29 protein-coding genes are annotated in these 26,022 nt (G+C 36.3%); 17 read left to right on the forward strand and 12 right to left on the reverse strand.

What is annotated here, in order from left to right:
• Positions 1-222 precede the first annotated feature (222 nt).
• Together ESV24_RS11905 and aroQ are read left to right on the forward strand one after the other, a co-directional pair.
• Positions 223-819 carry a porin family protein gene (locus ESV24_RS11905; protein WP_111816062.1) on the forward strand — a complete coding sequence of 199 codons (597 nt, stop codon included), beginning with the start codon at positions 223-225 and terminating at the stop codon, positions 817-819.
• Between the two features lie 39 nt (positions 820-858).
• Positions 859-1,287 carry a type II 3-dehydroquinate dehydratase gene (gene aroQ, locus ESV24_RS11910; protein WP_111816061.1) on the forward strand — a complete coding sequence of 143 codons (429 nt, stop codon included), beginning with the start codon at positions 859-861 and terminating at the stop codon, positions 1,285-1,287.
• A 136-nt stretch (positions 1,288-1,423) separates the two neighbouring features.
• On the opposite strand, the gene lpdA is transcribed toward aroQ, so the two are convergent.
• The 4 genes from lpdA to ESV24_RS11930 all read right to left on the reverse strand — a co-directional run bounded on the left by lpdA (position 1,424) and on the right by ESV24_RS11930 (position 4,530).
• Positions 1,424-2,800, reverse strand: coding sequence for a dihydrolipoyl dehydrogenase (gene lpdA, locus ESV24_RS11915; protein WP_111816060.1), 1,377 nt, complete (start codon positions 2,798-2,800; stop codon positions 1,424-1,426).
• 250 nt (positions 2,801-3,050) lie between these two features.
• Complete coding sequence (msrB, locus tag ESV24_RS11920) at positions 3,051-3,461, reverse strand: peptide-methionine (R)-S-oxide reductase MsrB (protein WP_111816059.1); 411 nt, start codon at positions 3,459-3,461, stop codon at positions 3,051-3,053.
• A complete protein-coding gene (msrB, locus tag ESV24_RS11925; RefSeq protein ID WP_111816058.1) occupies positions 3,445-3,942 on the reverse strand; it encodes a peptide-methionine (R)-S-oxide reductase MsrB in 498 nt (165 codons plus the stop codon). The genes msrB (ESV24_RS11920) and msrB (ESV24_RS11925) overlap by 17 nt, the downstream gene beginning before the upstream one ends.
• Before the next feature lie 57 nt (positions 3,943-3,999).
• The gene (locus tag ESV24_RS11930) at positions 4,000-4,530 is read right to left on the reverse strand and encodes a hypothetical protein (protein ID WP_111816057.1); all 531 of its coding nucleotides are present in this window, start codon (positions 4,528-4,530) and stop codon (positions 4,000-4,002) included.
• A 209-nt stretch (positions 4,531-4,739) separates the two neighbouring features.
• On the opposite strand from ESV24_RS11930, the gene ESV24_RS11935 reads away from it, so the two are divergent.
• The 9 genes from ESV24_RS11935 (at position 4,740) to ESV24_RS11975 (ending at position 15,737) form a co-directional block, all read left to right on the forward strand.
• On the forward strand, positions 4,740-5,561 hold the full coding sequence (locus ESV24_RS11935) for a M48 family metallopeptidase (RefSeq protein ID WP_111816056.1): 822 nt from the start codon (positions 4,740-4,742) through the stop codon (positions 5,559-5,561).
• Between the two features lie 94 nt (positions 5,562-5,655).
• Complete coding sequence (locus tag ESV24_RS11940) at positions 5,656-6,975, forward strand: MFS transporter (RefSeq protein WP_111816055.1); 1,320 nt, start codon at positions 5,656-5,658, stop codon at positions 6,973-6,975.
• Between the two features lie 48 nt (positions 6,976-7,023).
• Positions 7,024-8,418 (forward strand): DUF6252 domain-containing protein, encoded by a 1,395-nt coding sequence (locus ESV24_RS11945; RefSeq protein ID WP_111816054.1) that lies wholly within the window; start codon positions 7,024-7,026, stop codon positions 8,416-8,418.
• A gap of 311 nt (positions 8,419-8,729) precedes the next feature.
• A complete protein-coding gene (gene lon / locus ESV24_RS11950) occupies positions 8,730-11,180 on the forward strand; it encodes an endopeptidase La (RefSeq protein ID WP_111816053.1) in 2,451 nt (816 codons plus the stop codon).
• A 229-nt stretch (positions 11,181-11,409) separates the two neighbouring features.
• On the forward strand, positions 11,410-12,429 hold the full coding sequence (gene porQ / locus ESV24_RS11955; RefSeq protein WP_111816052.1) for a type IX secretion system protein PorQ: 1,020 nt from the start codon (positions 11,410-11,412) through the stop codon (positions 12,427-12,429).
• Positions 12,429-13,124: a (d)CMP kinase gene (gene cmk, locus ESV24_RS11960; protein WP_111816051.1), complete on the forward strand. Its 696-nt coding sequence runs from the start codon at positions 12,429-12,431 to the stop codon at positions 13,122-13,124. Before porQ ends, cmk begins: the two co-directional genes overlap by 1 nt.
• Positions 13,125-13,196: 72 nt before the next feature.
• A complete protein-coding gene (mscL, locus tag ESV24_RS11965; protein WP_111816112.1) occupies positions 13,197-13,637 on the forward strand; it encodes a large conductance mechanosensitive channel protein MscL in 441 nt (146 codons plus the stop codon).
• 43 nt (positions 13,638-13,680) lie between these two features.
• Positions 13,681-15,318: a sensor histidine kinase gene (locus ESV24_RS11970; RefSeq protein WP_111816050.1), complete on the forward strand. Its 1,638-nt coding sequence runs from the start codon at positions 13,681-13,683 to the stop codon at positions 15,316-15,318.
• A gap of 14 nt (positions 15,319-15,332) precedes the next feature.
• The gene (locus tag ESV24_RS11975; protein WP_160110606.1) at positions 15,333-15,737 is read left to right on the forward strand and encodes a response regulator; all 405 of its coding nucleotides are present in this window, start codon (positions 15,333-15,335) and stop codon (positions 15,735-15,737) included.
• Positions 15,738-15,851: 114 nt separating this feature from the next.
• On the opposite strand, the gene ESV24_RS11980 is transcribed toward ESV24_RS11975, so the two are convergent.
• Entirely contained in the window at positions 15,852-16,223 is a 372-nt protein-coding gene (locus ESV24_RS11980; RefSeq protein WP_111816048.1) for a DNA topoisomerase IV, read from the reverse strand.
• Positions 16,224-16,265: 42 nt separating this feature from the next.
• Positions 16,266-16,682 (reverse strand): helix-turn-helix transcriptional regulator, encoded by a 417-nt coding sequence (locus ESV24_RS11985; protein WP_111816047.1) that lies wholly within the window; start codon positions 16,680-16,682, stop codon positions 16,266-16,268.
• A 291-nt stretch (positions 16,683-16,973) separates the two neighbouring features.
• Between ESV24_RS11985 and ESV24_RS11990 the strand changes: the two genes are divergently transcribed.
• The 5 genes from ESV24_RS11990 to ESV24_RS12010 all read left to right on the forward strand — a co-directional run bounded on the left by ESV24_RS11990 (position 16,974) and on the right by ESV24_RS12010 (position 20,850).
• Positions 16,974-18,140 (forward strand): M14 family zinc carboxypeptidase, encoded by a 1,167-nt coding sequence (locus ESV24_RS11990; protein ID WP_111816046.1) that lies wholly within the window; start codon positions 16,974-16,976, stop codon positions 18,138-18,140.
• A gap of 32 nt (positions 18,141-18,172) precedes the next feature.
• Entirely contained in the window at positions 18,173-18,652 is a 480-nt protein-coding gene (locus ESV24_RS11995; RefSeq protein WP_111816045.1) for an Lrp/AsnC family transcriptional regulator, read from the forward strand.
• 69 nt (positions 18,653-18,721) lie between these two features.
• Positions 18,722-19,237: a DinB family protein gene (locus tag ESV24_RS12000; RefSeq protein WP_111816044.1), complete on the forward strand. Its 516-nt coding sequence runs from the start codon at positions 18,722-18,724 to the stop codon at positions 19,235-19,237.
• A complete protein-coding gene (locus ESV24_RS12005; protein ID WP_111816043.1) occupies positions 19,238-20,194 on the forward strand; it encodes a YihY/virulence factor BrkB family protein in 957 nt (318 codons plus the stop codon).
• A 107-nt stretch (positions 20,195-20,301) separates the two neighbouring features.
• Positions 20,302-20,850 carry a type 1 glutamine amidotransferase domain-containing protein gene (locus ESV24_RS12010; protein ID WP_111816042.1) on the forward strand — a complete coding sequence of 183 codons (549 nt, stop codon included), beginning with the start codon at positions 20,302-20,304 and terminating at the stop codon, positions 20,848-20,850.
• A 66-nt stretch (positions 20,851-20,916) separates the two neighbouring features.
• On the opposite strand, the gene ESV24_RS12015 is transcribed toward ESV24_RS12010, so the two are convergent.
• Entirely contained in the window at positions 20,917-21,210 is a 294-nt protein-coding gene (locus ESV24_RS12015; protein ID WP_111816041.1) for a hypothetical protein, read from the reverse strand.
• A 77-nt stretch (positions 21,211-21,287) separates the two neighbouring features.
• Complete coding sequence (gene aroB, locus ESV24_RS12020) at positions 21,288-22,358, reverse strand: 3-dehydroquinate synthase (protein ID WP_111816040.1); 1,071 nt, start codon at positions 22,356-22,358, stop codon at positions 21,288-21,290.
• Between the two features lie 69 nt (positions 22,359-22,427).
• Between aroB and ESV24_RS12025 the strand changes: the two genes are divergently transcribed.
• Positions 22,428-23,600, forward strand: a complete 1,173-nt coding sequence (locus ESV24_RS12025) for a proline dehydrogenase family protein (protein ID WP_111816039.1) — start codon at positions 22,428-22,430, stop codon at positions 23,598-23,600.
• Between the two features lie 14 nt (positions 23,601-23,614).
• On the opposite strand, the gene ESV24_RS12030 is transcribed toward ESV24_RS12025, so the two are convergent.
• The 4 genes from ESV24_RS12030 to ESV24_RS15375 all read right to left on the reverse strand — a co-directional run bounded on the left by ESV24_RS12030 (position 23,615) and on the right by ESV24_RS15375 (position 25,973).
• Positions 23,615-23,992: a hypothetical protein gene (locus tag ESV24_RS12030; protein WP_111816038.1), complete on the reverse strand. Its 378-nt coding sequence runs from the start codon at positions 23,990-23,992 to the stop codon at positions 23,615-23,617.
• A 108-nt stretch (positions 23,993-24,100) separates the two neighbouring features.
• Positions 24,101-25,300, reverse strand: coding sequence for an alanine dehydrogenase (locus ESV24_RS12035; protein WP_111816037.1), 1,200 nt, complete (start codon positions 25,298-25,300; stop codon positions 24,101-24,103).
• A 57-nt stretch (positions 25,301-25,357) separates the two neighbouring features.
• Complete coding sequence (locus ESV24_RS12040; protein WP_170227893.1) at positions 25,358-25,639, reverse strand: hypothetical protein; 282 nt, start codon at positions 25,637-25,639, stop codon at positions 25,358-25,360.
• A gap of 193 nt (positions 25,640-25,832) precedes the next feature.
• The gene (locus ESV24_RS15375; protein WP_160110604.1) at positions 25,833-25,973 is read right to left on the reverse strand and encodes a hypothetical protein; all 141 of its coding nucleotides are present in this window, start codon (positions 25,971-25,973) and stop codon (positions 25,833-25,835) included.
• Positions 25,974-26,022: the final 49 nt, after the last annotated feature.

The following is a 26,022-nucleotide window of genomic DNA, read 5'->3' on the forward strand; positions in this document are numbered from 1 at the left end:
CTTAAATATGGGGGTTTTCTTTAGCCTTCGTTATAATAAGGGATTGTTGGATGTTAACGACATCGATGGTTATAATGGGAAAAACCAAAACAATGTTTTTCAAGTATCAGCGGGATATTCGTTTTAAATTGATCAACACTATATTTTATAAAAGCAGGAAATATGTTCCTGCTTTTTTTAATTATATTTATTCCGCAACACTGCCAATTTAATTAACGAATTATGAAGAACAAATTTTTTACATTTATTTTAATAGCTCTAATTTATAGCACGGCCAATTCTCAAAGTTTAAAATATGGTTTAAAGGCTGGTATGAATATTTCAAAATTTAGTAGCAATACTAATGATCCCTATTCAGATTATAATGGACGGGTAGGTTTTCACTTAGGAGGTCTTCTTGAAGTTCCTCTAAATGACAAATTTTCAATACAACCAGAGCTTCTTTGTTCCTTTCAAGGAGCGAATATTAATTATGGCGAAAGAAAATTTACGCTAAACTATTTACAGTTGCCTATTTTGGGAAAGTACTATATCATAAATGGGTTGAGTGCTGAGGCTGGGCCTGTTTTAGGTTATTTGATATCTGCAAAATATAATGCCACATTAACTAGTGAAGGTGGAAGAGAAACTGTTGATGTTACCGAAAATTATAAATCTATTGATGTAGGCCTTGGTTTAGGTGCTTCTTATAAATTGAAATCGGATTTATTTTTTGGGCTTCGATACAATTTTGGAATCTTAGATATAAATGATGATAGTGTTAAAGATTCAAAAATTAAGAACAATGTATTCCAAATATCTGTGGGATATTTGTTCTAAAAAAAATTTTCTATTTTTAATTTCACATATATTTGAAATATGAAAATAATAATAATCAACGGCCCAAACCTAAATCTGCTTGGCAGAAGGGAGAACAATATCTACGGAGACGAAACTTTTAATGATTTTTTTGAAAGGTTGCAAAAGAAATATGCCAACCAGGAAGTTTCCTATTTTCAATCCAACATTGAAGGCGAATTGATCGATAAAATTCAAGAAGTGGGCTACAAATTTGATGGCATCATTTTGAATGCCGCTGCATACACACATACTTCCGTAGGTATTGCAGATGCTGTGAAAGCAATAACCACGCCTGTGGTGGAAGTTCATATTTCCAACACTTTTTCAAGAGAAGATTTTAGGCATAAAAGCTACATTTCGCCAAATGCAAAAGGGGTGATCGTTGGTTTTGGATTGCAGAGTTATGAGTTGGCGTTGCAGAGTTTTCTCAAAAAGAGTCAAGAATAAAGACCCAAGAACCAAGAGCAAAGAAAAAAGACATAAAAAAAACCGCAAGAATATTGCGGTTTTATTATTTTGCCTAATGCCTAATGCCTAATGCCTAATGCCTAATGCCTAATGCCTAATGCCTAATGCCTAACATCTATAAGTGAATAACTTCCCCATAAGCATCAGCAACGGCTTCCATTACTGCTTCGCTCATTGTAGGGTGTGGGTGGATTGTTTTTAGCACTTCGTGGCCTGTGGTTTCTAGTTTTCTTCCTAAAACTGCCTCTGCAATCATATCGGTTACGCCAGCGCCAATCATGTGGCAGCCTAGCCATTCGCCGTATTTGGCATCAAAAATTACTTTTACAAAACCATCCTTTTCACCGGAAGCACTTGCTTTTCCGCTAGCAGAGAAAGGGAATTTTCCAACTTTAATTTCGTAGCCAGCTTCTTTTGCTTGCTTTTCAGTCATACCAACGCTTGCAATTTCTGGCGAAGCGTAGGTACAGCCTGGAATATTTCCATAGTCAATAGGTTCTACGTGCAGACCTGCAATTTTTTCAACGCAAGTAATACCTTCGGCAGAAGCAACGTGGGCTAGGGCAGGACCAGGGGTTATATCTCCAATAGCATAATAGCCAGGAATGTTTGTTTGGTACCAATCATTCACCATTATTTTTCCTTTATCGGTTACAATACCCACTTCTTCCAATCCAATGTTTTCAATGTTGGTAGCAATTCCAACAGCTGAAAGTACTATTTCAGCTTCAATGGTTTCTTCACCTTTTGCTGTTTTTACGGTTGCTTTTACCAATTTTCCGGAAGTATCCAATTTTTCTACGGAAGAATTCGTCATTACTTTAATACCTGCTTTTTTGAAGGATCGCTCAAATTGTTTTGAAACGTCTTCATCTTCCAGAGGAACAAGGTTTGGTAAAAATTCAACTATAGTAACTTCTGTTCCCATAGAGTTATAGAAATGTGCGAACTCAACGCCAATAGCGCCACTGCCCACAACTATCATACTCTTGGGTTGTTTTTTTAGGGTCATTGCTTCGCGGTAGCCTATCACTTTCTTGCCGTCCTGTTTCAGGTTTGGCAATTCGCGGGAACGTGCTCCGGTTGCAATAACTATATGGTCTGCGGAGTATTCCTTTCCGTCAACATCTATTTTTTTTCCAGGTTTAATTTTTCCGAAGCCATTGATGACGTCAATTTTGTTTTTCTTCATTAAAAACTGAACGCCTTTGCTCATACCGTCGGCTACGTTGCGGCTACGGTCAACTACTTTTGTGAAGTCTTTATCAAACTCCTTTACTGTAAGGCCGTAATCATCTGCGTGTTTTAGATAATCAAAAACCTGAGCACTCTTCAAAAGCGCTTTTGTAGGGATGCATCCCCAGTTTAGGCAAACGCCCCCAAGGCTTTCTTTTTCAATAATGGCGGTCTTTAAACCTAATTGTGAAGCCCTTATGGCAGTAACATAACCACCGGGACCGCTTCCTAAAACTATTACGTCGTATTTACTCATTACTTAATTTTATGTATATTTTTATTGAAGCAACGAATTTACGAAATACTAAAGGAAAAATTCCAAATAACAAATTAGAAATGTGAAATTAGAAATGTGAAATTAGAAATCACAAATTCCAAATTCCAAATAACTTCCAAAACGGAAAAATTAATAAAAAAACCAAAAATCCAAGGGGCGCTCCTTTGGATTTTTGGTTTTTAAGTTTTGTTATTTATTTGGAACTTGGTGCTTGAAATTTGAAATTTCTTTATTCGTTGTTTTTCTCAAATCCCAACGAAAGCGAATTTACACAATACCGCTGTCCAGTTTCTGTTGGGCCGTCATTAAAGATGTGCCCTAAATGGCTTCCGCAGTTGGAACAAAGAATTTCTGTACGCATCATTTCGAGGGTAGTGTCTTTAATATATTCAACAGCACCTTCAATTGAATCATCAAAAGAAGGCCATCCACAACTGCTCTCAAATTTGTTGTTGCTTTTGAAAAGGGGTGTGTGGCAAGCACCACAAACGTATGTGCCATCTTCAAAAGTTAGATTGTACTCTCCAGTTCTGGGAAACTCTGTACCTTTTTCACGAAGAATGTGGTAACGTTTGTCGCCTAACTCTTCGCGCCATTCAGCTTCAGATTTTTTTACGGGATATTTATTTGGACTCTCCATTATCGGGAATAAAATTTAGTGCAACGCCGTTTATACAATGTCTTTTGCCAGTGGTTTCTTTTGGTCCATCGTCAAATTCGTGGCCCAAGTGCCCGCCACAGGTGGCACAATGCTCTTCAGTTCTTGTATAGCCAAGTTTATTATCGGTTGAGAACGCTACGTTTCCTTCAATTACGCGATCAAAGCTTGGCCATCCCGTTCCGCTTTCAAATTTATGTTCGCTTTCATAAAGCGGTGTTCCGCAAGCAGCACATACGTATGTTCCTTGTTTGTGATTATCATTCAGCGGGCTGGAGAAGGCGCGTTCTGTTCCTTCCTGGCGCATAACGTTATAGGCTTCTGGTGAAAGCTGTGCTTTCCATTCAGCATCGGTTTTAGTAATCTCAAAAGTTTGTTGTTTTGTTTCCTTACTTTTTTGTGCAGGAGAGTTACAACTGATCAGGAAAGTACTCAATATAATAAGTGTGCTTAAAATTTTCATTCTCAATTATTTAATTATTAGAAATGTTTCAAATGCGCTTTGCTTAATCATTTCATATTAAAGTTCTATTTTTTCAATTTGTGAATTTTCTATCTGCATCATTTCCAAAACATCTTTCATTGAAGGATTGGTTCTTGCAAATTCGGCAGGAACCACTGCAATTCTAAAGATTTGGTTGGTCACATCCTCAGGAGCAATGTTGGTTAAATCAAAATTGCCTTCAATTGTAAACTGAACACTAACGAATGTATGGTTGAAATTATATTGGAAAGTATCTCCAGTTCCATCTTGATAGAAAACATTTTGAGGTAATTGGGTCCAAACATCGGCCGGTGGATTTACGGTGGTATCTTGCCCCGATAAACGATAAGCCAATACAACATCACTTTCAAAAACATCAAATGGATATGAATATACTGGGCTAAAATAGATGTTAGCCGGATAATCATCGTAACTGAAATTAGGGCTAACTTCAAAAACCTGCCCTAAGAAAGAAGTGCCATCCAGTCCCGGAGGTCCCGGATCGCCTTCGCAGGAAGTGAATAATATGGTTGAAGAAAGTGCTAAAAAAAGAAATATATTTTTCATAATAAGTATTTTAAGATTACAACTTTAAGGTATTCAAAAGTCGTTCCAACTTTTAAAAGTGCATAAATTTAAAGGCTTCCATTGCATATCACTATTAAAGAAACATTAAAGTTTATAGTTAATTTTTTTGAAAATTCAATTTTAGAAAAATTTTGGGAGAATACTAATTTTATATTTCTAATTTTAACATTTAAACTAAACCATAGTATATGAAACTTAAGAAATCACTTTCCATATTATTATTAGGAGTGCTAGTAGTTGCCTGTAGTACCAATCCGTTTACTGGGAAACAAACTTTAGCATTGGTTCCAAATTCACAGATCTTACCGATGGCTTTTCAGCAATACAATGAGTTTTTGTCTGAAAACAAAGTGGTAACGGGAACGGCCGAAGCGAATATGGTAAAGAATGTTGGACAAAAAATAGCTTCAGCAGCGGAAAGATATTTAACTGCGAATGGATACGCGGGCTATTTAACGGAATATCGTTGGGAATACAACCTGGTGAACAGTCCAGAAGTTAATGCTTGGTGTATGCCCGGCGGAAAAATTGTGGTTTATACTGGTATTTTGCCAATAACGAAGGATGAAGCCGGTTTAGCAGCAGTTATGGGTCATGAAGTTGCCCACGCACTTGCCAATCACGGACAACAACGCATGAGTGCGGGCCAATTACAGCAACTGGGAGCAGTTGCGGGAAATATTGCATTGAGCGGTGACGCTCAAAACCAACAAATTTTTAATACAGCTTATGGATTGGGTTCAAACCTTGGGGTTATGTTACCATTTAGTAGAAGCCATGAAATAGAGGCAGACCATATTGGACTTATATTAATGGCAATAGCTGGTTATGATCCAATTGTTTCAGCAGAATTATGGCAACGTATGCAAGCACAGGAAAGTGGCAATAAGCCACCAGAATTTTTAAGCACACACCCTTCCAGTGCAACCAGAATACAAAATATTCGAACCTGGGCACCTGAAGCTAGAGCAGAAGCCAGAAAGTTTGGTGTTACTACTTTTAAGAAGTAAAATAAGCGAAATAAATATTTAATTGAAAATTTTAAAATCCCACTTTGAGTGGGATTTTTTATTAGTTTAGTAACCTTAAAACTAAATCATCACTATGCCCAACTTACTTAAAGGAAGTAAAAAACTGCTAAATGCTTGGGCTTTTTACGATTGGGCAAACTCGGTTTATAGCTTGGTAATTGCATCAGCTATTTTTCCTATTTATTATCAGGCACTTTTTAAAGTTGCCGATATAACAACGATTTCAATTTTTGGAGGGGCAATACGAAGCACACCTTTAATTAGTTATACCACTGCGGCAGCCTTTTTATTGGTTGCATTTATTTCGCCTTTACTTTCGGGGATCGCCGATTACGTTGGAAATAAGAAGAATTTTATGAAATTCTTCTGCTATTTGGGAGCGCTGTCATGTATGGGGCTTTATTTTTTCAGCCTAGAAAATATTCACATTAGTTTGCTATTCTATTTTTTTGGATTGGTAGGCTTTTGGGGAAGTCTTGTTTTTTACAATTCCTATTTACCCGATGTTGCATTTCCAGAACAGCAAGATAGAGTTAGCGCCCGGGGATATTCTATGGGTTATATAGGAAGCGTGATTTTATTGCTTTTCAATTTAGGGATGGTTATGTTTCCCAAATATTTCGGTTTTGGTGAGGAGGAGGGAGCTAGCATGCAGGCAATGCGCTGGTCCTTTGTTACCGTCGGGATTTGGTGGATTCTTTTTAGTCAATATTCTTTTTATTTTCTTCCGAAGGGAAACAAAAGCGAAAAAAAGGTAACCGCTAAAATACTTTTGAACGGTTTCAGGGAATTAAAAAGTGTTTACAGTTCCCTTTCAGAGAATATTCAGTTAAAGAGATTTTTGGCGGCGTTTTTTGTTTACAGCATGGCTGTGCAAACCGTAATGCTCGTTGCCACCTATTTTGGCGAACAGGAAATTGATTGGGGCGGTGATGATGCAAAACTTTTGGGATTGATTGTAAGTATTTTGATCATTCAATTAGTAGCGGTAATTGGGGCTGTTTTAACCTCACGTGCTTCAGAGAAATTCGGAAATATCCCCGTACTAATCGTAATAAATATTATTTGGGTGGGTATTTGTATCGTGGCGTTTTTTATTGAAATTCCCATTCAATTTTACATTACTGCAGGGTTTGTAGGTTTGGTAATGGGAGGGATACAATCACTTTCGCGCTCAACCTATTCAAAATTTTTGCCAGAAACCAAAGACACCACTTCCTATTTCAGCTTTTATGATGTTGCTGAAAAAATAGGAATCGTAATAGGAATGCTTATTTATGGGTTTATTGATCAGATAACAGGAAGTATGCGTAACTCAATCTTGTTTCTTATAATATTTTTTATAACCGGTGTATTTTTATTATTAAGAGTGCCAAGAAATAAAAACCATTAAACAATTTTTGTTTAAGTTTGCGTTTACTACCTACAAAACTACTTATTTATGAAGAAAATGTATTTTTTGAAAGGAATGCTTTTAGCGTTTCTAGCATTTCAATTCTTTTCCTGTGAAAACGAACCCCTAACAGGCGAATTCATTCAAGAAGAACAAAACAACGCAGATGAAGGACAATTCAGAGCCCAAATTGAAGGTCAGGAGTTTATTGCAAATTCCGTTTCTGCTATTCTTACTACAGATAATGAATTAGTAATAACAGGTTCTAAACCTGGCGGCGAAAATATTTCTCTAGCAGTTACACAAGCAGCGGTTGGCTCTTTCAATCTTTCGCTAGGTGGCGCTAATCTAAACGCAGGTACGTATTTCGATAGTTCTAATAATCCTCTACCATATATTTCTGCAGACGTTTTGGGTGGGTATGGGTTAATGAATATAACCTCCCTAGATGTTAGTGCACAGACGGTTACTGGAACTTTTAGTTTTGTAGGATCGCGCATAAAAGTTGATGGCGATGGAAACCCAATTCTTGATGGAAACGGCGATCCTATAATGGAAGATATCGCAATAACTAATGGAGCTTTTAATGCAATTCCATTTATAATTGATGACACTGGCGGTGGAACTGGAGGAGGAAATCCTGAGAACGAATTTTTCGCCAAAATAGACGGTGTTGATTTTGTTGCAGATAGCATATACGTTTCAGAACCAATGGTTGGTGATGTGCATATGATTAAAGTTGAAGCAAGATCCAATACAGGAGAGTTTATGCGCATTGACGTGCCACGTTCCTTGGGTGTCGGTACTTTTGATATGGTAAGGATTTCTGACGGAACAAAATTAATTGGTTTGTACAATGCAGGCGGCGGTGATGAAAACTTGACTTCTGATCCGGGAATAATTACTATCACTGAATTTGACTTGGAATTAGGTGTTTTAAAAGCAACTTTTGCTTTCACGGGAACTGATCCATTAAACCAACTTCCAGATGTTGTTGAAGTTACCGAAGGTAGTTTTACGGTTTACTTTGAAGGTGTTCCTGGAGCAAATAATGTATTTAGAGCAAACGTTGATGGCGCAGCTTATAATGCAGAAGATCTTGTTATAACAACAGATGTTTTCAATCAATACCCAACAATAACTATTACAACAACCGTAGGCGATCAAAGGATGATACTTACCTTTCCCGCAACGCTCACCGAAGGCACTTTTGAAATGTCTACTGAAGTAGTTATTGGAGATGAAATAGTAGGAACTTATACTCCCGAAGTTGGAACTTCAATCACGTATGTTTCAAACCCCGGGACTATCACAATCACCAATTATGATATTGCCAATGGTATTATTGAAGGAACATTTAATTTTAGTGCCGTAGATGCAACAGGTCAAGATCCAACGGTTTATCAAATAACTGGCGGAGAATTCTTGGCAGTGCTTCCGTAGTTGAAATAATTTTTACATAAAGGCCGTTTTTAGTTCTTCTAAAGACGGCTTTATTATTTAAACATCTCACCTCATAACTTAATTAGATTTAGCTTTTTCTGAACGTCTTAAATTTGGATCGATGTGAAATTTCCACTTTTAAAGAAAGCTTGCGCGCCTGAAAGTATAACTGGCATAACTCTTGAATTATATTGAAAAAGAGCCAGTAAAACGCGTGAATGTCAATGCTCTTTTAGTTAATAAAACCTAAACTTTTAAATAAGAACACATTGTGTACGCTACATTTGTGACACAATGTCTTAAAACAATATATGGCGAATTCAAAACTTACATCATTAGACAAGTTGTCATTTCAGGATTTAAATGAGGATGCAGAATTTATTCCGTTAATGTCCGCTGAAGATGAGGATGCTATGCACAAAGAAGAGCTTCCTGAAATACTTCCAATTTTACCCCTTCGAAACACAGTGTTGTTTCCGGGTGTAGTAATACCTATTACTGCGGGTCGCGATAAATCAATAAAACTTATCAATGAAACCAATAAAGGAAATAAGGTTATTGGTGTGGTTTCCCAAAGAGATGAGAACGAAGAGGAACCCGGAATTGAAGACATAAATACTATTGGTACTGTGGCGCAAATTCTGCGTGTCCTTAAAATGCCTGATGGTAATACTACAGTTATTATTCAGGGGAAAAAACGCTTTGAGGTTACTGAAGTTATTACTACCGACCCTTATATGACCGCTACCATAAGGGAAGTTGCCGAAGCGCGTCCTGAAAAGGAAAGTGAGGAATTTAGGGCGATTATAGATTCCATAAAAGAAATGGCGCTGAAGATTATAAAGGAAAGCCCGAACATTCCTTCGGAAGCTGCTTTTGCAATCAAAAATATTGAAAGCTCAAGTTTTCTGATAAACTTCGTTTCTTCTAATCTGAATATTGATGTTGAAGAAAAGCAAACGCTTTTAGAGATAAATAATCTGAAAGATCGGGCACTGGAAACACTGCGCTATATGAATATGGAAATTCAGAAGCTTTCGCTTCGAAATGATATTCAGTCTAAGGTTCAAAGCGATATAAACCAACAACAGCGCGAGTATTTCCTTCAGCAACAGATGAAAACCATTCAACAAGAGTTGGGAGGTTCTTCTATGGAAGAAGAAATAGAGGAAATGCGCGAGCGTTCAAAGAAGAAAAAATGGAGTAAAGACGTTGAAAAACATTTTCTGAAAGAACTTTCAAAAATGCAGCGTATGAACCCACAGGTTGCGGAATTTAGTATTCAGCGCAATTATTTGGACTTGCTTTTGGAACTCCCCTGGAATAAATACAGCAAAGATAAATTCGATTTAAAACGCGCCCGAAAAATATTGGATCGCGACCATTATGGTCTTGATGATGTTAAAAAACGAATCATAGAATATTTGGCCGTTTTGAAACTTCGTAACGATATGAAATCGCCAATACTCTGTCTTTACGGACCTCCGGGAGTTGGTAAAACTTCTTTGGGAAAATCTGTTGCAGAGGCCTTGGGCAGAAAATATGTACGAATGAGTTTGGGCGGACTTCGCGATGAAGCCGAAATACGCGGACACCGAAAAACATATATAGGCGCAATGCCGGGTCGAATTATTCAGAGCATTAAAAAAGCTGAAACAAGCAATCCCGTTTTTGTGTTGGATGAAATTGATAAAATTTCAGCAAGTAACCAAGGAGATCCTTCTTCGGCTATGCTGGAAGTTTTGGATCCTGAGCAAAATAGTTCCTTTTACGACAACTTTTTGGAGTTGGGTTATGACCTTTCTAAAGTTATGTTTATTGCTACTTCCAATAGTTTGAGCACTATTCAGCCTGCATTGCTCGACCGGATGGAGATTATAAGTGTTACAGGCTATACAATAGAGGAAAAGGTTGAAATAGCAAAGCGTCACTTGCTTCCGAAGCAGCTAAAAGAACACGGACTGGACAGCAGTTATTTAAAAATAGCAAAACCACAATTAGAGAAAATAGTTGAAGGTTATACTCGTGAAAGCGGTGTGCGTGGTTTGGAAAAGCAAATCGCCAAAATGGTTCGTTATGCAGCAATGAAAATTGCAATGGAAGAAGAATACAAAGTAAAAGTAACCAATGATATAGTTGTTGAAGTATTGGGCGCTCCGAAAATGGAACGCGATAAATATGAAAACAACGATGTGGCAGGAGTAGTTACAGGGCTTGCATGGACTAGAGTTGGCGGTGATATACTTTTTATAGAATCTACACTATCCAAGGGAAAGGGGACGCTGAATATGACCGGAAATCTTGGAAAGGTAATGAAGGAATCTGCAACTATTGCTTTGGAATACATAAAAAGTAACGCTGAAAAATTAGGTGTCAATCCCGATATTTTTGAAAATTATAATGTCCACATTCATGTGCCTGAAGGCGCAACCCCAAAAGATGGACCAAGTGCGGGAATAACGATGCTAACTTCGCTGGTGTCGCTTTTCACCCAACGAAAAGTGAAGAAATCCATGGCTATGACCGGCGAGATTACGCTACGCGGAAAAGTACTGCCAGTGGGTGGAATTAAGGAGAAAATACTTGCTGCAAAACGTGCGCGAATCAAAGAAATTCTTCTTTGTGAGGACAACAAACGCGACATAGATGAAATAAAACCTGAATACTTAAAGGGACTTACCTTTCACTATGTAAAGGACATGAGTGATGTTTTGGATTTGGCACTTACCAAAGAAAAAGTGAAAAATGCCAAAACACTTTAAGGATTAGGATATTAAAGAATAAGGATTGGTGTACAAATACATAAAAAATTGTACGCTAATCCTTAATCGTTTTATGTGATTAAAATATTTGATTTCTATTGCATAGCTAGATGGAACATCATTGCGATTTTCCAAATGTTATTAAAAATTAATAATGGATGTTTCTTTCCTCTACAAAAATAAATTATACTTGCATTCGTTTAGTTTTTAGTTACGGTAACTCGCGTCTATGACCCAAAAGGTTTTCTTAGTTGTTTCCCTGTTAGTATCTCAGCTTATAACAGCGCAGATAGGAGGTAAGGCAACCTATCAATTTTTAAACCTTGTAAACAGCCCGCGAATGGCGGCTTTGGGAGGAAAAGTGGTTACTAATTATGACTACGATCCTACGCAAGCTTTATTCAATCCTGCAAGTATCAATCCGGAGATGGATAATCAACTTTCGCTCAACTACACAAATTATATTGGCGATGTAAATTATGGAACTGCCACCTATGCCTACCTTTGGGACAGAAGAACGCAGGTTTTACACGGAGGTGTTACTTATGTTAACTACGGAAAATTTGATGGCTATGACGAAGCGGGAAACCCCACAAGCAGTTTCAGTGGAGGGGAAGTAGCACTTTCATTGGGACACGCACGAAATATTGCTTTTACAAACTTTCACGTAGGCGTGAACTTAAAATTAATATCTTCAACATTAGAGAATTATTCCTCATTTGGAGGTGCTTTGGATATTGGGGTTATGTACGTTTACGAAGATTGGGATCTTAATATTACAGGGGTTGCCAGAAATATTGGAACTCAGTTTACGCCTTATTTTGAGGATTACGAACCTTTGCCTTTTGAACTTATCTTTGGAATTTCACAAACACTGCAGAATGTACCTATTCGTTGGCATTTCACTTTGGAAAATATGCAACAATGGAACGTTGCGTTTTCAAACCCTGCAAGAGAAGAAACCGACTTGGAAGGAAACACCAAAAAAGAAAATATAAATTTTATCGACAACGCTTTTCAGCATATGATTGTAGGAATTGAATTATTTCCAGAAAGCGGTTTTAATATTCGGCTCGGGTATAATTTCAGGAGAGGCCAAGAATTGCTAATAGTCGAGAAACGTGCATTTGCAGGATTGAGCGCCGGTTTTGCTATTAAGCTGAACAAACTAAGATTGAGTTATTCTTATTCAAAATACAGCACCGCAGCCTCATCGAGCTTTTTTGGGCTAAACATAGATCTTCAGTAATGAAAAAAATTACCATAGCCATTGATGGATATTCCTCTACAGGGAAAAGTACGGTTGCAAAGCAGCTGGCAGATCATTTGGGCTATGTGTACGTGGATAGTGGTGCGATGTACCGTGCGGTCACTCTTTATGCTATGCAGCACGACATTATTTCAAAAAATCATTTTGATACTTTAAAATTGAAACAGTCTCTTGGTTCGATTGATTTGAAATTCAAAAAAGAATACGTCTGGAGCAAAGCGCATATTTTTTTAAACGAACAAGATGTGGAAGATAAAATCCGAAATCTGGAAGTTTCAGAATTTGTTAGCCCGATTGCGACCATTCACGAAGTGAGAAAAAAATTAGTTGCCCAGCAACAACAGATGGGTCTCGAGAAGGGTGTGGTTATGGACGGTCGCGATATTGGAACTGTAGTATTCCCAAATGCTGAGCTTAAAATATTTATGAACGCATCTGCCCAAGAGCGTGCCCAAAGAAGATATAAGGAACTTTTAGAGCGCAGTGAAAACATTCAATTTGATGAAGTTTTAAAAAACATTCAGGAGCGCGACCATATTGATACTACTCGGCAAGACTCTCCATTAGTAAAAGCAGCTGATGCAATTGAGATTGATAATTCTGAAATGAATCTTGAAGATCAATTTCACACAGTACTCCAACTTGCAAAAGATAGAATTGCCGGCCGCATATAGGTTTGGCTGAATATTTTTCCTTTCCTATATCTGAAATCTTTATTATACTTGCGCTTTCCTAAAACTATAACAGTGGCTTCATTTTTTCAAGAGTTTAAGAACTTCGCCATAAAAGGCAACATGATTGATATGGCGGTAGGTATCGTAATAGGTACCGCCTTCAATAACGTTATCAGTACAATTGTAAAAAAGGTGGTGATGCCTCCGCTATCAATGCTTACCGACGGCGTTAAGCTTTCAGATAAAAAATACATACTCCGTACAGCTTCAGACACTGCAGAGGAGATTGCTCTCGGCTACGGTGAGCTATTGGAGGCTTTCATTGATTTCTTTATCATTGCACTAACCATTTTCATAGTTATTAAATTCATCAACCGTTTCAAGAAAAAATCTGAGGATCCGCACGATAAAACCGTGGAAACCCCTAAAAATATTCAGATTTTGTCTAACATTGAAAAACTGATGGAAGAACAGAATTCCCTTATCAAAAGCAAAGACATCACCTCAAAATAGAATTCATAAAGTTATTTTCAAAAATATTTTAGTAACTTTAAGAATGCTATCTAACCATATAATTGAATCTTTCCACAAATATAAATTTGGCTTGTTTTCATTGTTTTTGTTCTTGCTCTTGTCTGCACTATGTGTTCTGAGCTATTACAGAACTATCGATGACCAAAAACAAGCCAAATTAGAGCGATTGGAGATTGCGGGCAAATTAACCTATCTGGATTTTAAGAGCATAATAAGGCGCAACGTTATCTCTTTGGAGGATTTGCGCGACCGGATTGTTGAGAGCAATGGCAACTTCAAAAGCTACTTGAATTCCGATACGGAAAGGATTATCAAACAAAATCAATCAATTAAGTTTATTGAGTATATAGACAGTACGGGAATTATAAACTTTGTAACTCCTTTTGAGGCGAATAGAGAAGTGCTCTATTTGGACCTAAAAAAAATAGGATATCGTTACCCAAGTTGGCTTGCAAACTCTAGAGATACCCTAACAAACATCACTTCCTGGGTAAATCTTACTCAGGAAGGAAAAGCATTTTTGGTAGATGTTCCAGTATATTATGACAATAGTTTTCAGGGAACAATTTCTGCCGGTATGGATTTTAAAAAGGAGTTTGACAATATTAGTTCCAAACTAAACCTTTTCAGTGTGCAGGTTACGGACAATTTAGGAAATGTTTTTTACAGTTCCAATAATCCAAAGCCTGATACTTTCAAGGGAGATCAGGTTTTTGAAAGGAAGTTAAAACCAATTTCGCAAAGATCAGCGGTCACTTGGAAATTTGAATTTATGTACTACACAAATAGCGAGTTGAGAGCTACTACATTGCAAAAGTTCATACTGGCACTGGGTATATTTTTGTCATTTCTTATTGGACTGCTAGCCTACTTTTTCATGTTAGCCAAAAAACAGTCACGTAATTATAAGCTTATAAACCAGAAGCTAAATGAGCTTAACGAAGATCTTGAAAAAGAAAGAATTAGAGCTGAGGATGCTTCTATTGCGAAATCGCAATTTCTTTCTAATATGAGTCACGAAATTAGAACACCGCTGAGTGCAATCCTTAGTATTTCTGAAATTCTGGAAGGCAAACAACTTTCAGCAAGTGAGCTGGAATTTCTAAAATTAATGCAAAATTCATCAAGGATTTTGCTGCACTTAGTCAATAATATTCTGCATATAGACAAAATTGAGTCGGGAAAAATAGAGTTGTCAAAAGAAGTTTTCAGTCCATTTATAACGCTTCAAAAAATTGTTGAAATATACGCCCCAACGGTAAGAATGAAAGAGATTGAAATTATTACAAATTTCGAGCATATTAAAAATCCGAAAAATGTGATCGGTGATGTTTCACGCACCGAACAGATTTTTACGAATCTCATAAATAATGCTACAAAATTTACCGAAGTCGGAACAATTACAATTTTTTATAACGAAGAAGAGGAAAATGGAAAGCTAAAAATAAATTTTACGGTGGCCGATACAGGAATAGGGATTGATCCCTCCAAAATTGACGTTATTTTTGAAAGATTTAAACAATTGGATTTTGGAATTACAAAAAAGCATCAAGGAAGCGGTTTAGGTCTTGCTATCACAAAAACACTAGTAGAATTAATGAATGGAACGATTGAAGTGGAAAGCAAAGAAGGTAAAGAACCACCTTTAAGGTATCACTAGAGTTTCCGAAAATAGTGGGTAGCAATGAAAATAAAGAATTAAGACAGTACCGAGATTTAAGTCATTTAAGTGTATTGATTGTTGATGACAATCTTCTGAATCAAAAAATCCTGGCAAAAATTCTTTCACGAAGTTATATAGAACCAGATTTCTCAAAAGATGGTGACGACGCTTTACTGAAGTGTGCTTCTAAGCATTACGACCTTATTTTTATGGACGTACACATGCCCGGAAAAGATGGATTTGAAATAGTTCAATATTTACGAAAAATTGATAATACGGCAGTTATCTTGGGATTCTCGGCTGATGTAACTAAAGAAGCCATTGAACGAGGCATAAAGGCAGGAATGAATGCGTATCTCACAAAACCAATAGAACAAGAAACATTATTTGCGGTTTTGAATCAATACTTCTCTTAAATTAAGAATTTTAGTTATAATAATTTCTAAAATCCTACCGAAAAGTTACTTCACGGGAGAAAATGTAGCTATGAGGACATAAACATTGATGCAAAATTTTTAGGAATTAAAATATTATTTTATTTTCCTTGCGGTCGCTTTACTCTTTTGGGTCTTACCAACTTCACTAAACTCGAAAGTGTAATCGTCTTTGTCGGTTGTTAGAATTTTGATAAGAATGGCTTTTTTTTCGGCTTGGTTCTTTGGGTTTATCTTTTTCAGGACATACTCACAGTCATTTATCCACCTAATGGAAGAGGTATCACTCTTTCCTTGAAAGAAATCTATCTCTATGGAATCGTTGCGAGTTATGGTTGTCTTAAAAACCTCTGTGCCCGATAGCGCTTCAAATTCGAAGGTTCCTGTTCTAAAGTCTGAGCATACCCGTTGTTTTTCGTAACAACCGGTACAAAGAAAATAACCCATTAAAACTAGAAGAATACGCATATTTTTATTTTATGCGAATTTCCGAAAAATTACTGAAACGGCTCAGTTTTGGTAAACATTAAAACTTCCATCCACATAAAAAATTATAATTTTTTCAATCTGTTTTTGGTTTTTATTGGCATGAACGGCATTCGGTATTTCTGAAATATTCTCTTTAGAAAATAAATCCATCGTTGGCTCCTTTCGTATTACAGATTTTTCTTTGGGAGCTTTATCCAAATTATTATCCGAAGTAGAAGGGAAGTTTCCTTTTCCAAAAAGTAGCCAATCCATATCTACCTCCGGAAATTTTTGATAGAGCTTCATTATAAATTCCAAGCTTGGTTTATTTCTCCCAGACAATAAATGTGAAATAGTGGAGCGGTTAAAATCAATTTCTTCGGCAAAGGCCGCCGCCGTTAGACTGTAATATTCCAGAATTTTTTCAAGTCTTTTAGTGAAATCAGAACCGTTTACCATTGTAACATAATTTTATTTTTATAATGGTTACAAATGTATAATATTTTAAAATAACTACGTAAATAAATCTTACGGAATAAGTTATTATTTAAATTTTTACTTTAAATGAATATGCTTAACTATATAGTTTTAAATAAACTAATATTGTTTTTGAAAATAAGGCGCTAATTAATATACTGTAGCGGTCAGTCAGAGAGAAACCTGTTTACTGTTGTAATCACAAATCTAAGATTATAACGGTTACAACTGTAAACAAGTCATTGTTTAACTTTGTAAACTATAATTAGAAATATGAAAATTGATCGTTGGTACGGTAATCATTTTGAGACTCATTTAAGAGGTAGATATATATCCATGCAGAGCATATATCCATTGTTGGATCTCTATAAACGGACGTATGAAATTTCGGTGGAGGGACTTTCGGAAATGGGTCAGGACATTCCGTTGATTAAAATTGGGGATGGTGATAAGATAGTTTTGGGCTGGTCCCAAATGCACGGAAATGAATCCACAACCACCAAAGCAATTTTTGATTTTCTGAAATTTATAAATCAGAAGCAATTTTTCCAGTCAGAAATTGAAGGATTTTTAAATTCTTATACTTTTTACGTTTTCCCGATACTTAATCCAGATGGCGCAGAACTTTACACGCGTGAAAACGCTAATGGCGTAGATTTAAATCGTGATGCCCAAGACTTGTCGCAAATGGAAAGTCAATGTCTTCGAGGAGCTTTTGACAAGCTTCAACCCTCACTTTGTTTGAATCTTCACGATCAGCGTTCCATTTATGGATTTAAAGGAGGTAAACCGGCTACGGTTTCATTTCTATCGCCTGCTGCTGATAAAAACAGAACCGTAACCGATGCGAGAAAAATTGCAATGCAGTTTATATTAAAAATGAATCATACGCTTCAAAAATACATTCCTGGGCAGATAGGCAGATATGATGATAGCTTTAACGAAGCCTGTGTTGGCGATACGTTTCAAAATATGGGTGTGCCAACTATTTTGTTTGAAGCTGGTCACTATGATCAGGACTATAACCGGGAAAAAACAAGAGAATATATATTTTATGCGCTGCTTGCGTTATTCAATATTACCGATAGGGATATTGACTCATTAAATTATAAAGATTATTTTGGAATTCCTGAGAATAAAAAAAATTACAATGATTTTATTTTGAGAAATGTAAAATTGGAAAATAGGCAAGAAGTAGTTTCAATCACAATCCAATATCGTGAAATTTTGAGAAATGAAATAATTGTATTTGAGCCATTTATCGATAAAATTGGAAACTTGGAAAATCAATATGGCTATGTTGAGGAAAATGCGAAGGGTAGTGAAATTTTAACAAATCCGCAAGAAAATTTAACAGTTGGCACAAATATTTCAGAAATTATTGATAAAAAAGATAAATCAATGATTTATTTTCAAAAAATAAATTCATTTTTACAGTAAAACTTGCTAGTTTTGCAAAAAAAATAAGAAATATGCCAAAGTTTAAATTAGACGAAACAGATCACAAAATTCTTGACCTTTTAATAGACAATACAAGAATACCTTTTACTGATATTGCGAAGAAATTAGAAATATCTGCCGGAACAATCCACGTGAGAGTTAAAAAGATGGAAGAAGCAGGTATCATAACAGGATCATCTCTCCAGGTAGATTATAAAAAACTTGGATATTCATTTATAGCTTACGTGGGTGTTTTTATATTCAAAACCTCACAGACCCAATTCGTTTTGGAACGTATCAGTGAGATTCCTTTCGTAACAGTTGCGCACGTAACTACCGGAAAGTTCAATATTTTCTGTAAAATTAGAGCACGTGATACTGCCCACGCAAAAGATATTATCTATCAGATTGATGATATTGAGGGAGTAAGCCGCACTGAAACTATGATTTCTATGGAAGAAAGCATTAATGACAAAAAGAGATTGCTGCATTCCATATTCAATGAAATTTAATTTTCAAACTTATTTAATTGGAAACCTTTGCTTTGCGGCAAAGGTTTTTTTTATCTTTAAAATAAAACTATGACAAGCACTGAGCTTAGTTCTTCAGAATATAATATTTATTATAAAGGATATATTGATTTGGTGAAGGAAGCTCCCCTAGTCCCGGTTTTGGAAGAAGGAATGGCAAAAGTTGTAGAGTTTTTTAAAGAATTACCCATTTCAAAATGGCAATACCGTTACGCTGAAAATAAATGGACGCCCAAAGATATATTACAGCATATAATTGATACCGAAAGAGTTTTTGCATATCGAGCTTTATATTTTTCAAGAGCAGATGACGTTAATTTAATAGGTTTCGATGAAAACCTTTTTGCTGATAATGCATTGGCAAATACCAAAACTCCCGAAAATATTTTACAGGAATATATCGCAGTTCGGAATGCAAGTATTTGTCTCTTTAAAGCATTTGAAGATATCCAGCTTAAACGCACCGGAACAGCTAATGGCAGTGATATGTCCGTTGCTGCAATTGGTTTTATAATCTGCGGTCACGAATTACATCATGTTAACATTATTAACGAACGTTACCTTTAAATGAAATTTTTAAAACTTTTAAAAGATACCTATCTAAGTTGGGATAAAAATGATCCTTGGGCAAAAAGTGCTGTAATCGCCTATTATGCCCTATTTTCATTACCATCTCTGCTAATTATAACCGTTCATTTTGCGGGTGTATTTTTTGGTAGGGAAGCTGTAGAAGGTAGGATAACTGGTGAAATTAGTGGTCTAATAGGGCAGGGAAGTGCAGAGCTAATACAAGCTATGATCATAAACTCTGCATTATCAGAAAGTTCGGTTCTTTTTGTGTTATTTGGAGTAGGAGTTTTAATTTTTGGAGCAACAGGTGTATTTTTTCAACTTCAAAAAGCCTTAAATAATATTTGGAGCGTGCGCGCAAAAAAAAATACTTTATTAGATACATTAAAGCGAAGGGCTATCTCATTTGGAATGGTGTTAGCGATTGGGCTGTTGTTGTTAATTTCCTTAGTAATCACCAGCGCAATCAATGCCTTAAGCGATTTAATAGGAAATTATTACACCGATCTTTCATCTCAAGTAGTACAAATCCTGAATTTCCTTTTTTCACAAATAATAATCACCGCTTTGTTTGCTACAATCTTTACTTTGTTGCCAGATGTTAAGATAAAGTGGAAAACTAATCTTATTGGAGCTTTTATGACTTCGCTACTTTTTCTTGCCGGTAAATATTTGATTGGTTTTTATTTTTCCGCATCAGACCCAGCTTCTGTCTATGGTGCTGCCGGAAGTTTGGTGCTTATCCTTCTGTGGGTTTATTACACCTGTCTAATACTGTTCTTTGGAGCTGAATTTACGGTGAATTGGGCACTACTTCGAAATATTAAAATTGAGCCAAGCAGCAATGCTACATTATCCTACGAGTTGGAAATGGAAAAACTTCGTGCATTCAAACAAAAAGTTGAAGAGGATAAAAAAAAAGCTCAAACCTTAGAGAATAATAGTTCTTCTTAGCATTTCTTAACAAAGATTAGTAAAAGATTAATACCATATAATTGATAAGACACAATCTCTACGTTATCTTTAATTTGAATTAATTGTTTAACTAAAAAGAAAAAATTATGAATAAGAGAATTGCAATTTTAGCTACAGACGGATTTGAAGAATCTGAATTGAAATCACCAAAAGAGGCGATGGAAAAAGAAGGTTTCACCGTAGAGATTATAAGTGAAAAGAGTGGGAAAATTAAAAGTTGGGCAGATGGAAACTGGAGCAATGAGTATAATGTTGACAAAACTATTGAAAACGCATCTCCGGCAGACTATAACGCACTGGTAGTTCCAGGAGGCGTAATAAACCCTGACAAATTAAGAAGAAACGAGAGTGCATTGAAATTTGTACAGCATTTCTTTGAGCAGAAAAAACCTGTTGCCTCAATATGCCACGGGCCACAAATACTAATTTCTGCTGGAGTAGTTAAGGGAAGAAAAATGACTTCTTTTAGCTCCATCAAAGATGATTTGATAAATGCCGGAGCAAATTGGGTAGACCAGGAAGTAGTTGTAGATGAAGGTTTCGTTACAAGTAGAAACCCAAATGATTTACCAGCCTTCAATTCAAAATTAATTGAAGAGATTAAAGAAGGTAAGCACGAACTTCAACACGCTTAATAGCAATAAAAGTTTATAAAAGTAAAAAAGAGGCTCTCTAGCCTCTTTTTTTATGGAAGGAAATTATCATTCCTCCTCGTCCATTTTTTTTCTCTCTGGGATTTCGCTTATAGGTTCATTGAAGTCTGCATCATCGTAGTCATCTTCATCAAAATTGGCCATTGTTATTTCTAAACGAGAACTCACTTTTACTAGATAAATAGTGTCATCCGTTCTTACCTCAACAGCTTCAACGGTTTCATTCTTAGCATTTTTAAAAGTTATAACATGGTCGTCATCATATCCATCGGGATACTTTTCCACTAATAAAGAAAGTATTTCTGGGGTTAACTTTCGGTAGTCTACAATAATTCGCTTCATTTACAATTCAATCTTAAGGTTTGTGGTTATAAAACTATTCAAAAATAGAGGAGATAAAAATATTTTCAAGAAAATTTTTAGAAATTTTTATAATATTCAAAAGCACTGTAAATAAGCGTGTTATTTACCACACAGTCACTTTTGTAAAGCCCAATGTCCTCCAAAAGTACAAACAGCACTTTCCCATTCCGATTTTTTTTGTCGAAAACAAGCAGTTTTATCACTTCTTTAATATCATTTTGAGTAAACGTTTGCTTGGGGAAATGGTGCAGAATAGTTTGGGTAACATCTTTAAGAGTTTCCTTGGGAAACCCTAAACTTTCTTCTGAAATGTGAGTAGCCAAAACAATTCCAATTGCCACGGCTTCTCCGTGAAGCAAGGTTGGCTTGTTGTCGTTTTCAAGAAAATAAGATTCAATCGCGTGCCCGAGCGTATGGCCATAATTCAGGGTTTTACGAAGGTTTTTCTCCAAGGGATCTTTAGTTACTATCTTCTTCTTTATTTCAACCGAATCCCAAATCAATTTTTCAAATTCAATTTTATTTGAAAAGTCAGCAGTTTTTATACGTTCCCAATAAGCTTTATCGTGAATCAGGCCGTGCTTTAGCATTTCGGCAAGACCTGATATAATATGTGCCTGAGGCAAAGTCTCTAAAAATTTAGTGTCCAGAATAACCATTTCCGGAAGATTTATTACGCCGATTTGGTTCTTTATATGCCCAAGGTCAACTCCGTTTTTTCCTCCCACAGATGCATCTACCATAGCAAGAAGTGAGGTTGGAATATTAATAAATTGAAGTCCGCGTTTAAAGGTTGAGGCTACAAAACCACCAAGATCGGTAACTACGCCGCCGCCCAAATTTATAATAAGACTGTTTCTATCAGCACCTTTTTCTGAAAGTGTATTCCAAACATTTAGACAGGTTTCAATGTTTTTAAACTTTTCACCTGCGGAGATAGTAATTGTTTCAAACCCATTTTCAGATGGATAATTTTTATGGAAGTAGGGCAAACAATGTTTTTGAGTGTTTTCGTCAATTATGACAAAAACTTTTGTATTTCCCTGTTGGTCAAGGTGTTTTGAAAATACCTCCCAAGCCATTCCATTGTTGTAAACCAGTCCTTTTTCCTCTAGGATATTTTCCATTAATTATTGATTTAAGTCGCATATTCAGAATTCAAATCTAACTATATTTGCACACTTTATTATAATTATATGATCTCAAATTCCCTATTCGATAATACTAAAACTGCTTTTAGGCTGAAGAGTGATTCCGAACTGGAAAGAGCCTATTTTCTTTTCAAAATGATTTCTAAAGAGCCGCTTGTAAAGATAGGTACGGCAGTAACAAAATTTGCGCTCAACATAAATCTTCCGGTTGAGGGACTTATTCGTTCAACGGTTTTTGACCATTTTTGTGGGGGAGTAAGTGAAACCGATTGCATGGCTACCGTTGAAAAACTTTCGGACGTTGGGGTTTGTTCGGTTTTGGATTTTTCTGTTGAAGGGAAGGAAGAAGAGAAATATTTTGATTCAGCTGCAGCTAAGGTTATAGAGCTTACACAGTTTGCTAAAAATAAAAAGACAATGCCTTTTTCGGTATTTAAACCAACAGGCTTTGGGCGTTTTAAACTTTTACAGAAAGTCACTGAAAAACAGGATTTGACCGAAGCGGAAACGCTGGAGTGGCAAAAGCTGGAGGCACGATATGATCAGGTTTCCAAAGTGGCCCACGATTGTAATATTAGGTTGTTGATTGACGGAGAAGAATCCTGGATGCAAGATGCAGCAGATGATCTTTGCGAAAAAATGATGGAAAAATATAACAAGGAAAAAGCCATCGTTTTTAACACATTGCAATGTTACAGATGGGACCGATTGGATTATATGAAAAAAATGCACAGACGAGCCAAGGAAAAAGGCTATAAGCTTGGTTTCAAAATTGTTCGAGGCGCCTACATGGAAAAGGAAAATGAACGTGCGGCAGAGAAAGGCTACAAAACTCCTATTTGTGAAAGTAAAAAAGCTACAGACGACAATTTTAATGAAATTATGAAATACATAATGGACAACTTAATAGATATACAGTTGTTCGTAGGTACACATAATGAATTGAGTAATTATCTGGCTATGGAAATGATGGAGGAAAAAGGTATTTCCAAGAGCGATAACCACATCTGGTTCGGGCAACTTTTTGGGATGAGCGATCATATTACTTTCAACCTTGGTGCAGAGGGATACAATGTTACAAAGTATATTCCATTTGGTCCCGTTAAAGATGTGATGCCTTATTTAATACGTCGTGCGGAAGAAAACACTTCGGTTGCTGGACAAACAAGTAGGGAGCTTACACTTTTGAAAAAAGAAAAGAAAAGAAGAAAACTATAAGTTGGTCTATATTGCTAGTTTTCATTGACTCTTGCTTCCAGAACGGTAGCAAGTTCTTCACAGTTTTCAATTGTGATTTTGATATTTTTTTCTGAAATTTCGCCTTCAATTACATAGATTCTACAGGAATCCAATTCGGTATTGCTTTCTGAAAAAAGCACGTCGCCATCCTTTAAAAGAATGGAAACTGCCGAAGTATCCATTTGATTGTCTCGAAGCGTATTCAGCGTTTTATCTGAAAAAGCGCGTTTCTTCAGACTAATATTTTTAAGAGTTCTCGATTCGGGACCATAAGAGCAAGATGTCTTTTTTCCACTTAGGATAAAAAACAAAAGGGCTATTCCAATTATAAAGCCACCTGAAAAGTAAACCAGTCTGTAAGCTAATTTCATGTTTGGGAATTAGGGATTTGTCAATTTAGAATTTATACATCTATTAGCAATCCTTTTAGGATTTTGGATGCTGATTATTTTCAATTTAAAATAATTGTGGAATAATTTTTAAAAAATCAATAGGTTAAGATCGCTGTACGGCATATCAAACCAATCTGCGACAGCCTTATTTGTTAGAATTCCGCGGTAAAAGTACAAACCATTTTTCAAACCATTATCAAAGCGGATGGCATTTTCAAGTCCGCCGCTTTCTGCAATTTCTAAAATATAGGGAGTGAAGATGTTGCTTATTGAAACAGAAGCTGTTTTTGGATAGCGTGCAGGAATATTTGGAACTCCGTAATGGATTACTTCATGTTTTATAAATGTGGGGTTGTCGTGACTTGTCATTTCTGTAGTTTCAAAGCAGCCGCCCATATCTACGCAAACGTCAATAATAACAGCACCTTTCTTCATATTCCGAACCATTTCCTCAGTTACAATTATCGGCGCACGGTTGTGACCGCGCACCGCGCCAATTGCAACGTCGCAGCGCAATAGTGCTTTCATCAAATTTTTTGGTTGTACTGTGGAAGTGTATAAAATTCTACCCACGTTGGTCTGAATAGTTCGCAGTTTTGTAATTGAGCTATCAAAGACTTTTACGTTTGCACCCAAGCCGAGGGCAGATCGGACGGCAAATTCACCTACGGTACCAGCGCCAATAACAACTACCTCAATAGGAGGAACGCCACTGATGTTTCCAAAGAGCAAACCATTTCCCTTTTTCGCATTAACCATAAGTTCTGCAGCAATAAGTACAGATGCAGTTCCTGCTATTTCACTTAAAGCCTTTACAGCAGGGTAGCTGTGGTCTTCGTCCTTGATAAATTCAAAAGCTAAGGCGGTTATTTTCTTTTTCGCCAGTGCGTTAAAATATGATTTTTGCCTTGTCTTTAATTGTAGGGCAGAAATTAAAACAGTTTTAGGATTAATCAGTTCCAATTCTTCCAGGGTAGGGGGTTCTACTTTCAGAACCATGGGGCAACCGAATACCTTTTTTGTATCGGAAGTCAATTCAGCACCAGCTTCAGAATAATCTTTATCTGAAAACCCGGCTTCATCGCCCGCGCCATTTTCTATAAGTACCCTATGGCCATTATTAACGATAGCATTAACGGCATCGGGTGTTAAGCATATACGCTTTTCTTGAAAATAAGCTTCTTTTGGAATTCCTATATAAAGTTCTCCGCGTTGTCTTGATATTTCGAGCGTTTCTTCCTGCGGAAGCAGTTGCGCTCTGGTAAATGGTGATTTTGGTTTAGACATAATAAAAACTTGGCAGCTTCAATTTACGGAATAATATTGAGAATTAAGAAAGTGTGATTATCGAAAGAGATCCTTTAACTGTTGCCATAACGATTGCTTTTGTAAAAGTTCTTCTTCAAAAGATTTTAGATCATTCTGCCGCATTTGGCTGAAAAGTTTGGCGCGGATTAAATAAACAAATGGAACCAATACCATCATTATAGGAACCACATAGATTATCTCCACTTCATCAACGTTGTAATTTTGTTTGATGATACTAAACATTTGAAAAACATACATTGAGAGTGGAACCAAAATAATCCAGTGCCACCAATGTTTACAGGTAAAAAACCAAAGCATTAAAATAATTAAAGGAATTAATTTTCCAGTAAAAAACCAAGCAAATTGGTAAAAGGATGGGTATTTTGTGGTTAGTGTAAAAAAGGAAGTTTCCCAAACCTGGGAATTGGCCGGGAAACTTTCATATGCGTAATATATCAAAGGAGTGCAAGCAATTATCAAAACGATAATACCTCCCTGAATTAAACTCTTTCTATCCGTTTGGCGGAACGGTGACCGTCCTAACGTCGATTTGTTGTGGGGTTTGTTCATCCTGGATTCCTTCTGGGGTGCAAGAAGCAAATAATCCTACGGCAAAAATTGCGGCTACAATAATAACTTTTAAATTTTTCATAATAATAAGTGTTTGTGAGGTTAATATGGATCAAACTTACAATGAAAAA

This window comes from Aequorivita lipolytica (assembly GCF_007997135.1).
Classification (GTDB): domain Bacteria; phylum Bacteroidota; class Bacteroidia; order Flavobacteriales; family Flavobacteriaceae; genus Aequorivita; species Aequorivita lipolytica.

Bases quoted from the DNA above. Each gene is read 5' to 3' on its own strand.
- ESV24_RS12040 (WP_170227893.1), bottom strand. From the start codon at position 25,639: ATGCTTTGGTTTTTTACCTGTAAACATTGGTGGCACTGGATTATTTTG.
- ESV24_RS11995 (WP_111816045.1), top strand. From the start codon at position 18,173: ATGCCAAAGTTTAAATTAGACGAAACAGATCACAAAATTCTTGACCTT.
- aroQ (WP_111816061.1), top strand. From the start codon at position 859: ATGAAAATAATAATAATCAACGGCCCAAACCTAAATCTGCTTGGCAGA.
- aroB (WP_111816040.1), bottom strand. From the start codon at position 22,358: ATGGAAAATATCCTAGAGGAAAAAGGACTGGTTTACAACAATGGAATG.
- msrB (WP_111816059.1), bottom strand. From the start codon at position 3,461: ATGGAGAGTCCAAATAAATATCCCGTAAAAAAATCTGAAGCTGAATGG.
- ESV24_RS11990 (WP_111816046.1), top strand. From the start codon at position 16,974: ATGAAAATTGATCGTTGGTACGGTAATCATTTTGAGACTCATTTAAGA.
- ESV24_RS11940 (WP_111816055.1), top strand. From the start codon at position 5,656: ATGCCCAACTTACTTAAAGGAAGTAAAAAACTGCTAAATGCTTGGGCT.
- ESV24_RS11930 (WP_111816057.1), bottom strand. From the start codon at position 4,530: ATGAAAAATATATTTCTTTTTTTAGCACTTTCTTCAACCATATTATTC.
- ESV24_RS15375 (WP_160110604.1), bottom strand. From the start codon at position 25,973: ATGAAAAATTTAAAAGTTATTATTGTAGCCGCAATTTTTGCCGTAGGA.
- ESV24_RS12000 (WP_111816044.1), top strand. From the start codon at position 18,722: ATGACAAGCACTGAGCTTAGTTCTTCAGAATATAATATTTATTATAAA.
- ESV24_RS12025 (WP_111816039.1), top strand. From the start codon at position 22,428: ATGATCTCAAATTCCCTATTCGATAATACTAAAACTGCTTTTAGGCTG.
- ESV24_RS12035 (WP_111816037.1), bottom strand. From the start codon at position 25,300: ATGTCTAAACCAAAATCACCATTTACCAGAGCGCAACTGCTTCCGCAG.
- ESV24_RS12030 (WP_111816038.1), bottom strand. From the start codon at position 23,992: ATGAAATTAGCTTACAGACTGGTTTACTTTTCAGGTGGCTTTATAATT.
- ESV24_RS11970 (WP_111816050.1), top strand. From the start codon at position 13,681: ATGCTATCTAACCATATAATTGAATCTTTCCACAAATATAAATTTGGC.
- porQ (WP_111816052.1), top strand. From the start codon at position 11,410: ATGACCCAAAAGGTTTTCTTAGTTGTTTCCCTGTTAGTATCTCAGCTT.
- ESV24_RS11985 (WP_111816047.1), bottom strand. From the start codon at position 16,682: ATGGTAAACGGTTCTGATTTCACTAAAAGACTTGAAAAAATTCTGGAA.
- ESV24_RS11935 (WP_111816056.1), top strand. From the start codon at position 4,740: ATGAAACTTAAGAAATCACTTTCCATATTATTATTAGGAGTGCTAGTA.
- ESV24_RS12010 (WP_111816042.1), top strand. From the start codon at position 20,302: ATGAATAAGAGAATTGCAATTTTAGCTACAGACGGATTTGAAGAATCT.
- ESV24_RS11905 (WP_111816062.1), top strand. From the start codon at position 223: ATGAAGAACAAATTTTTTACATTTATTTTAATAGCTCTAATTTATAGC.
- ESV24_RS12015 (WP_111816041.1), bottom strand. From the start codon at position 21,210: ATGAAGCGAATTATTGTAGACTACCGAAAGTTAACCCCAGAAATACTT.
- cmk (WP_111816051.1), top strand. From the start codon at position 12,429: ATGAAAAAAATTACCATAGCCATTGATGGATATTCCTCTACAGGGAAA.
- ESV24_RS11945 (WP_111816054.1), top strand. From the start codon at position 7,024: ATGAAGAAAATGTATTTTTTGAAAGGAATGCTTTTAGCGTTTCTAGCA.
- lpdA (WP_111816060.1), bottom strand. From the start codon at position 2,800: ATGAGTAAATACGACGTAATAGTTTTAGGAAGCGGTCCCGGTGGTTAT.
- ESV24_RS11980 (WP_111816048.1), bottom strand. From the start codon at position 16,223: ATGCGTATTCTTCTAGTTTTAATGGGTTATTTTCTTTGTACCGGTTGT.
- lon (WP_111816053.1), top strand. From the start codon at position 8,730: ATGGCGAATTCAAAACTTACATCATTAGACAAGTTGTCATTTCAGGAT.
- ESV24_RS12005 (WP_111816043.1), top strand. From the start codon at position 19,238: ATGAAATTTTTAAAACTTTTAAAAGATACCTATCTAAGTTGGGATAAA.
- msrB (WP_111816058.1), bottom strand. From the start codon at position 3,942: ATGAAAATTTTAAGCACACTTATTATATTGAGTACTTTCCTGATCAGT.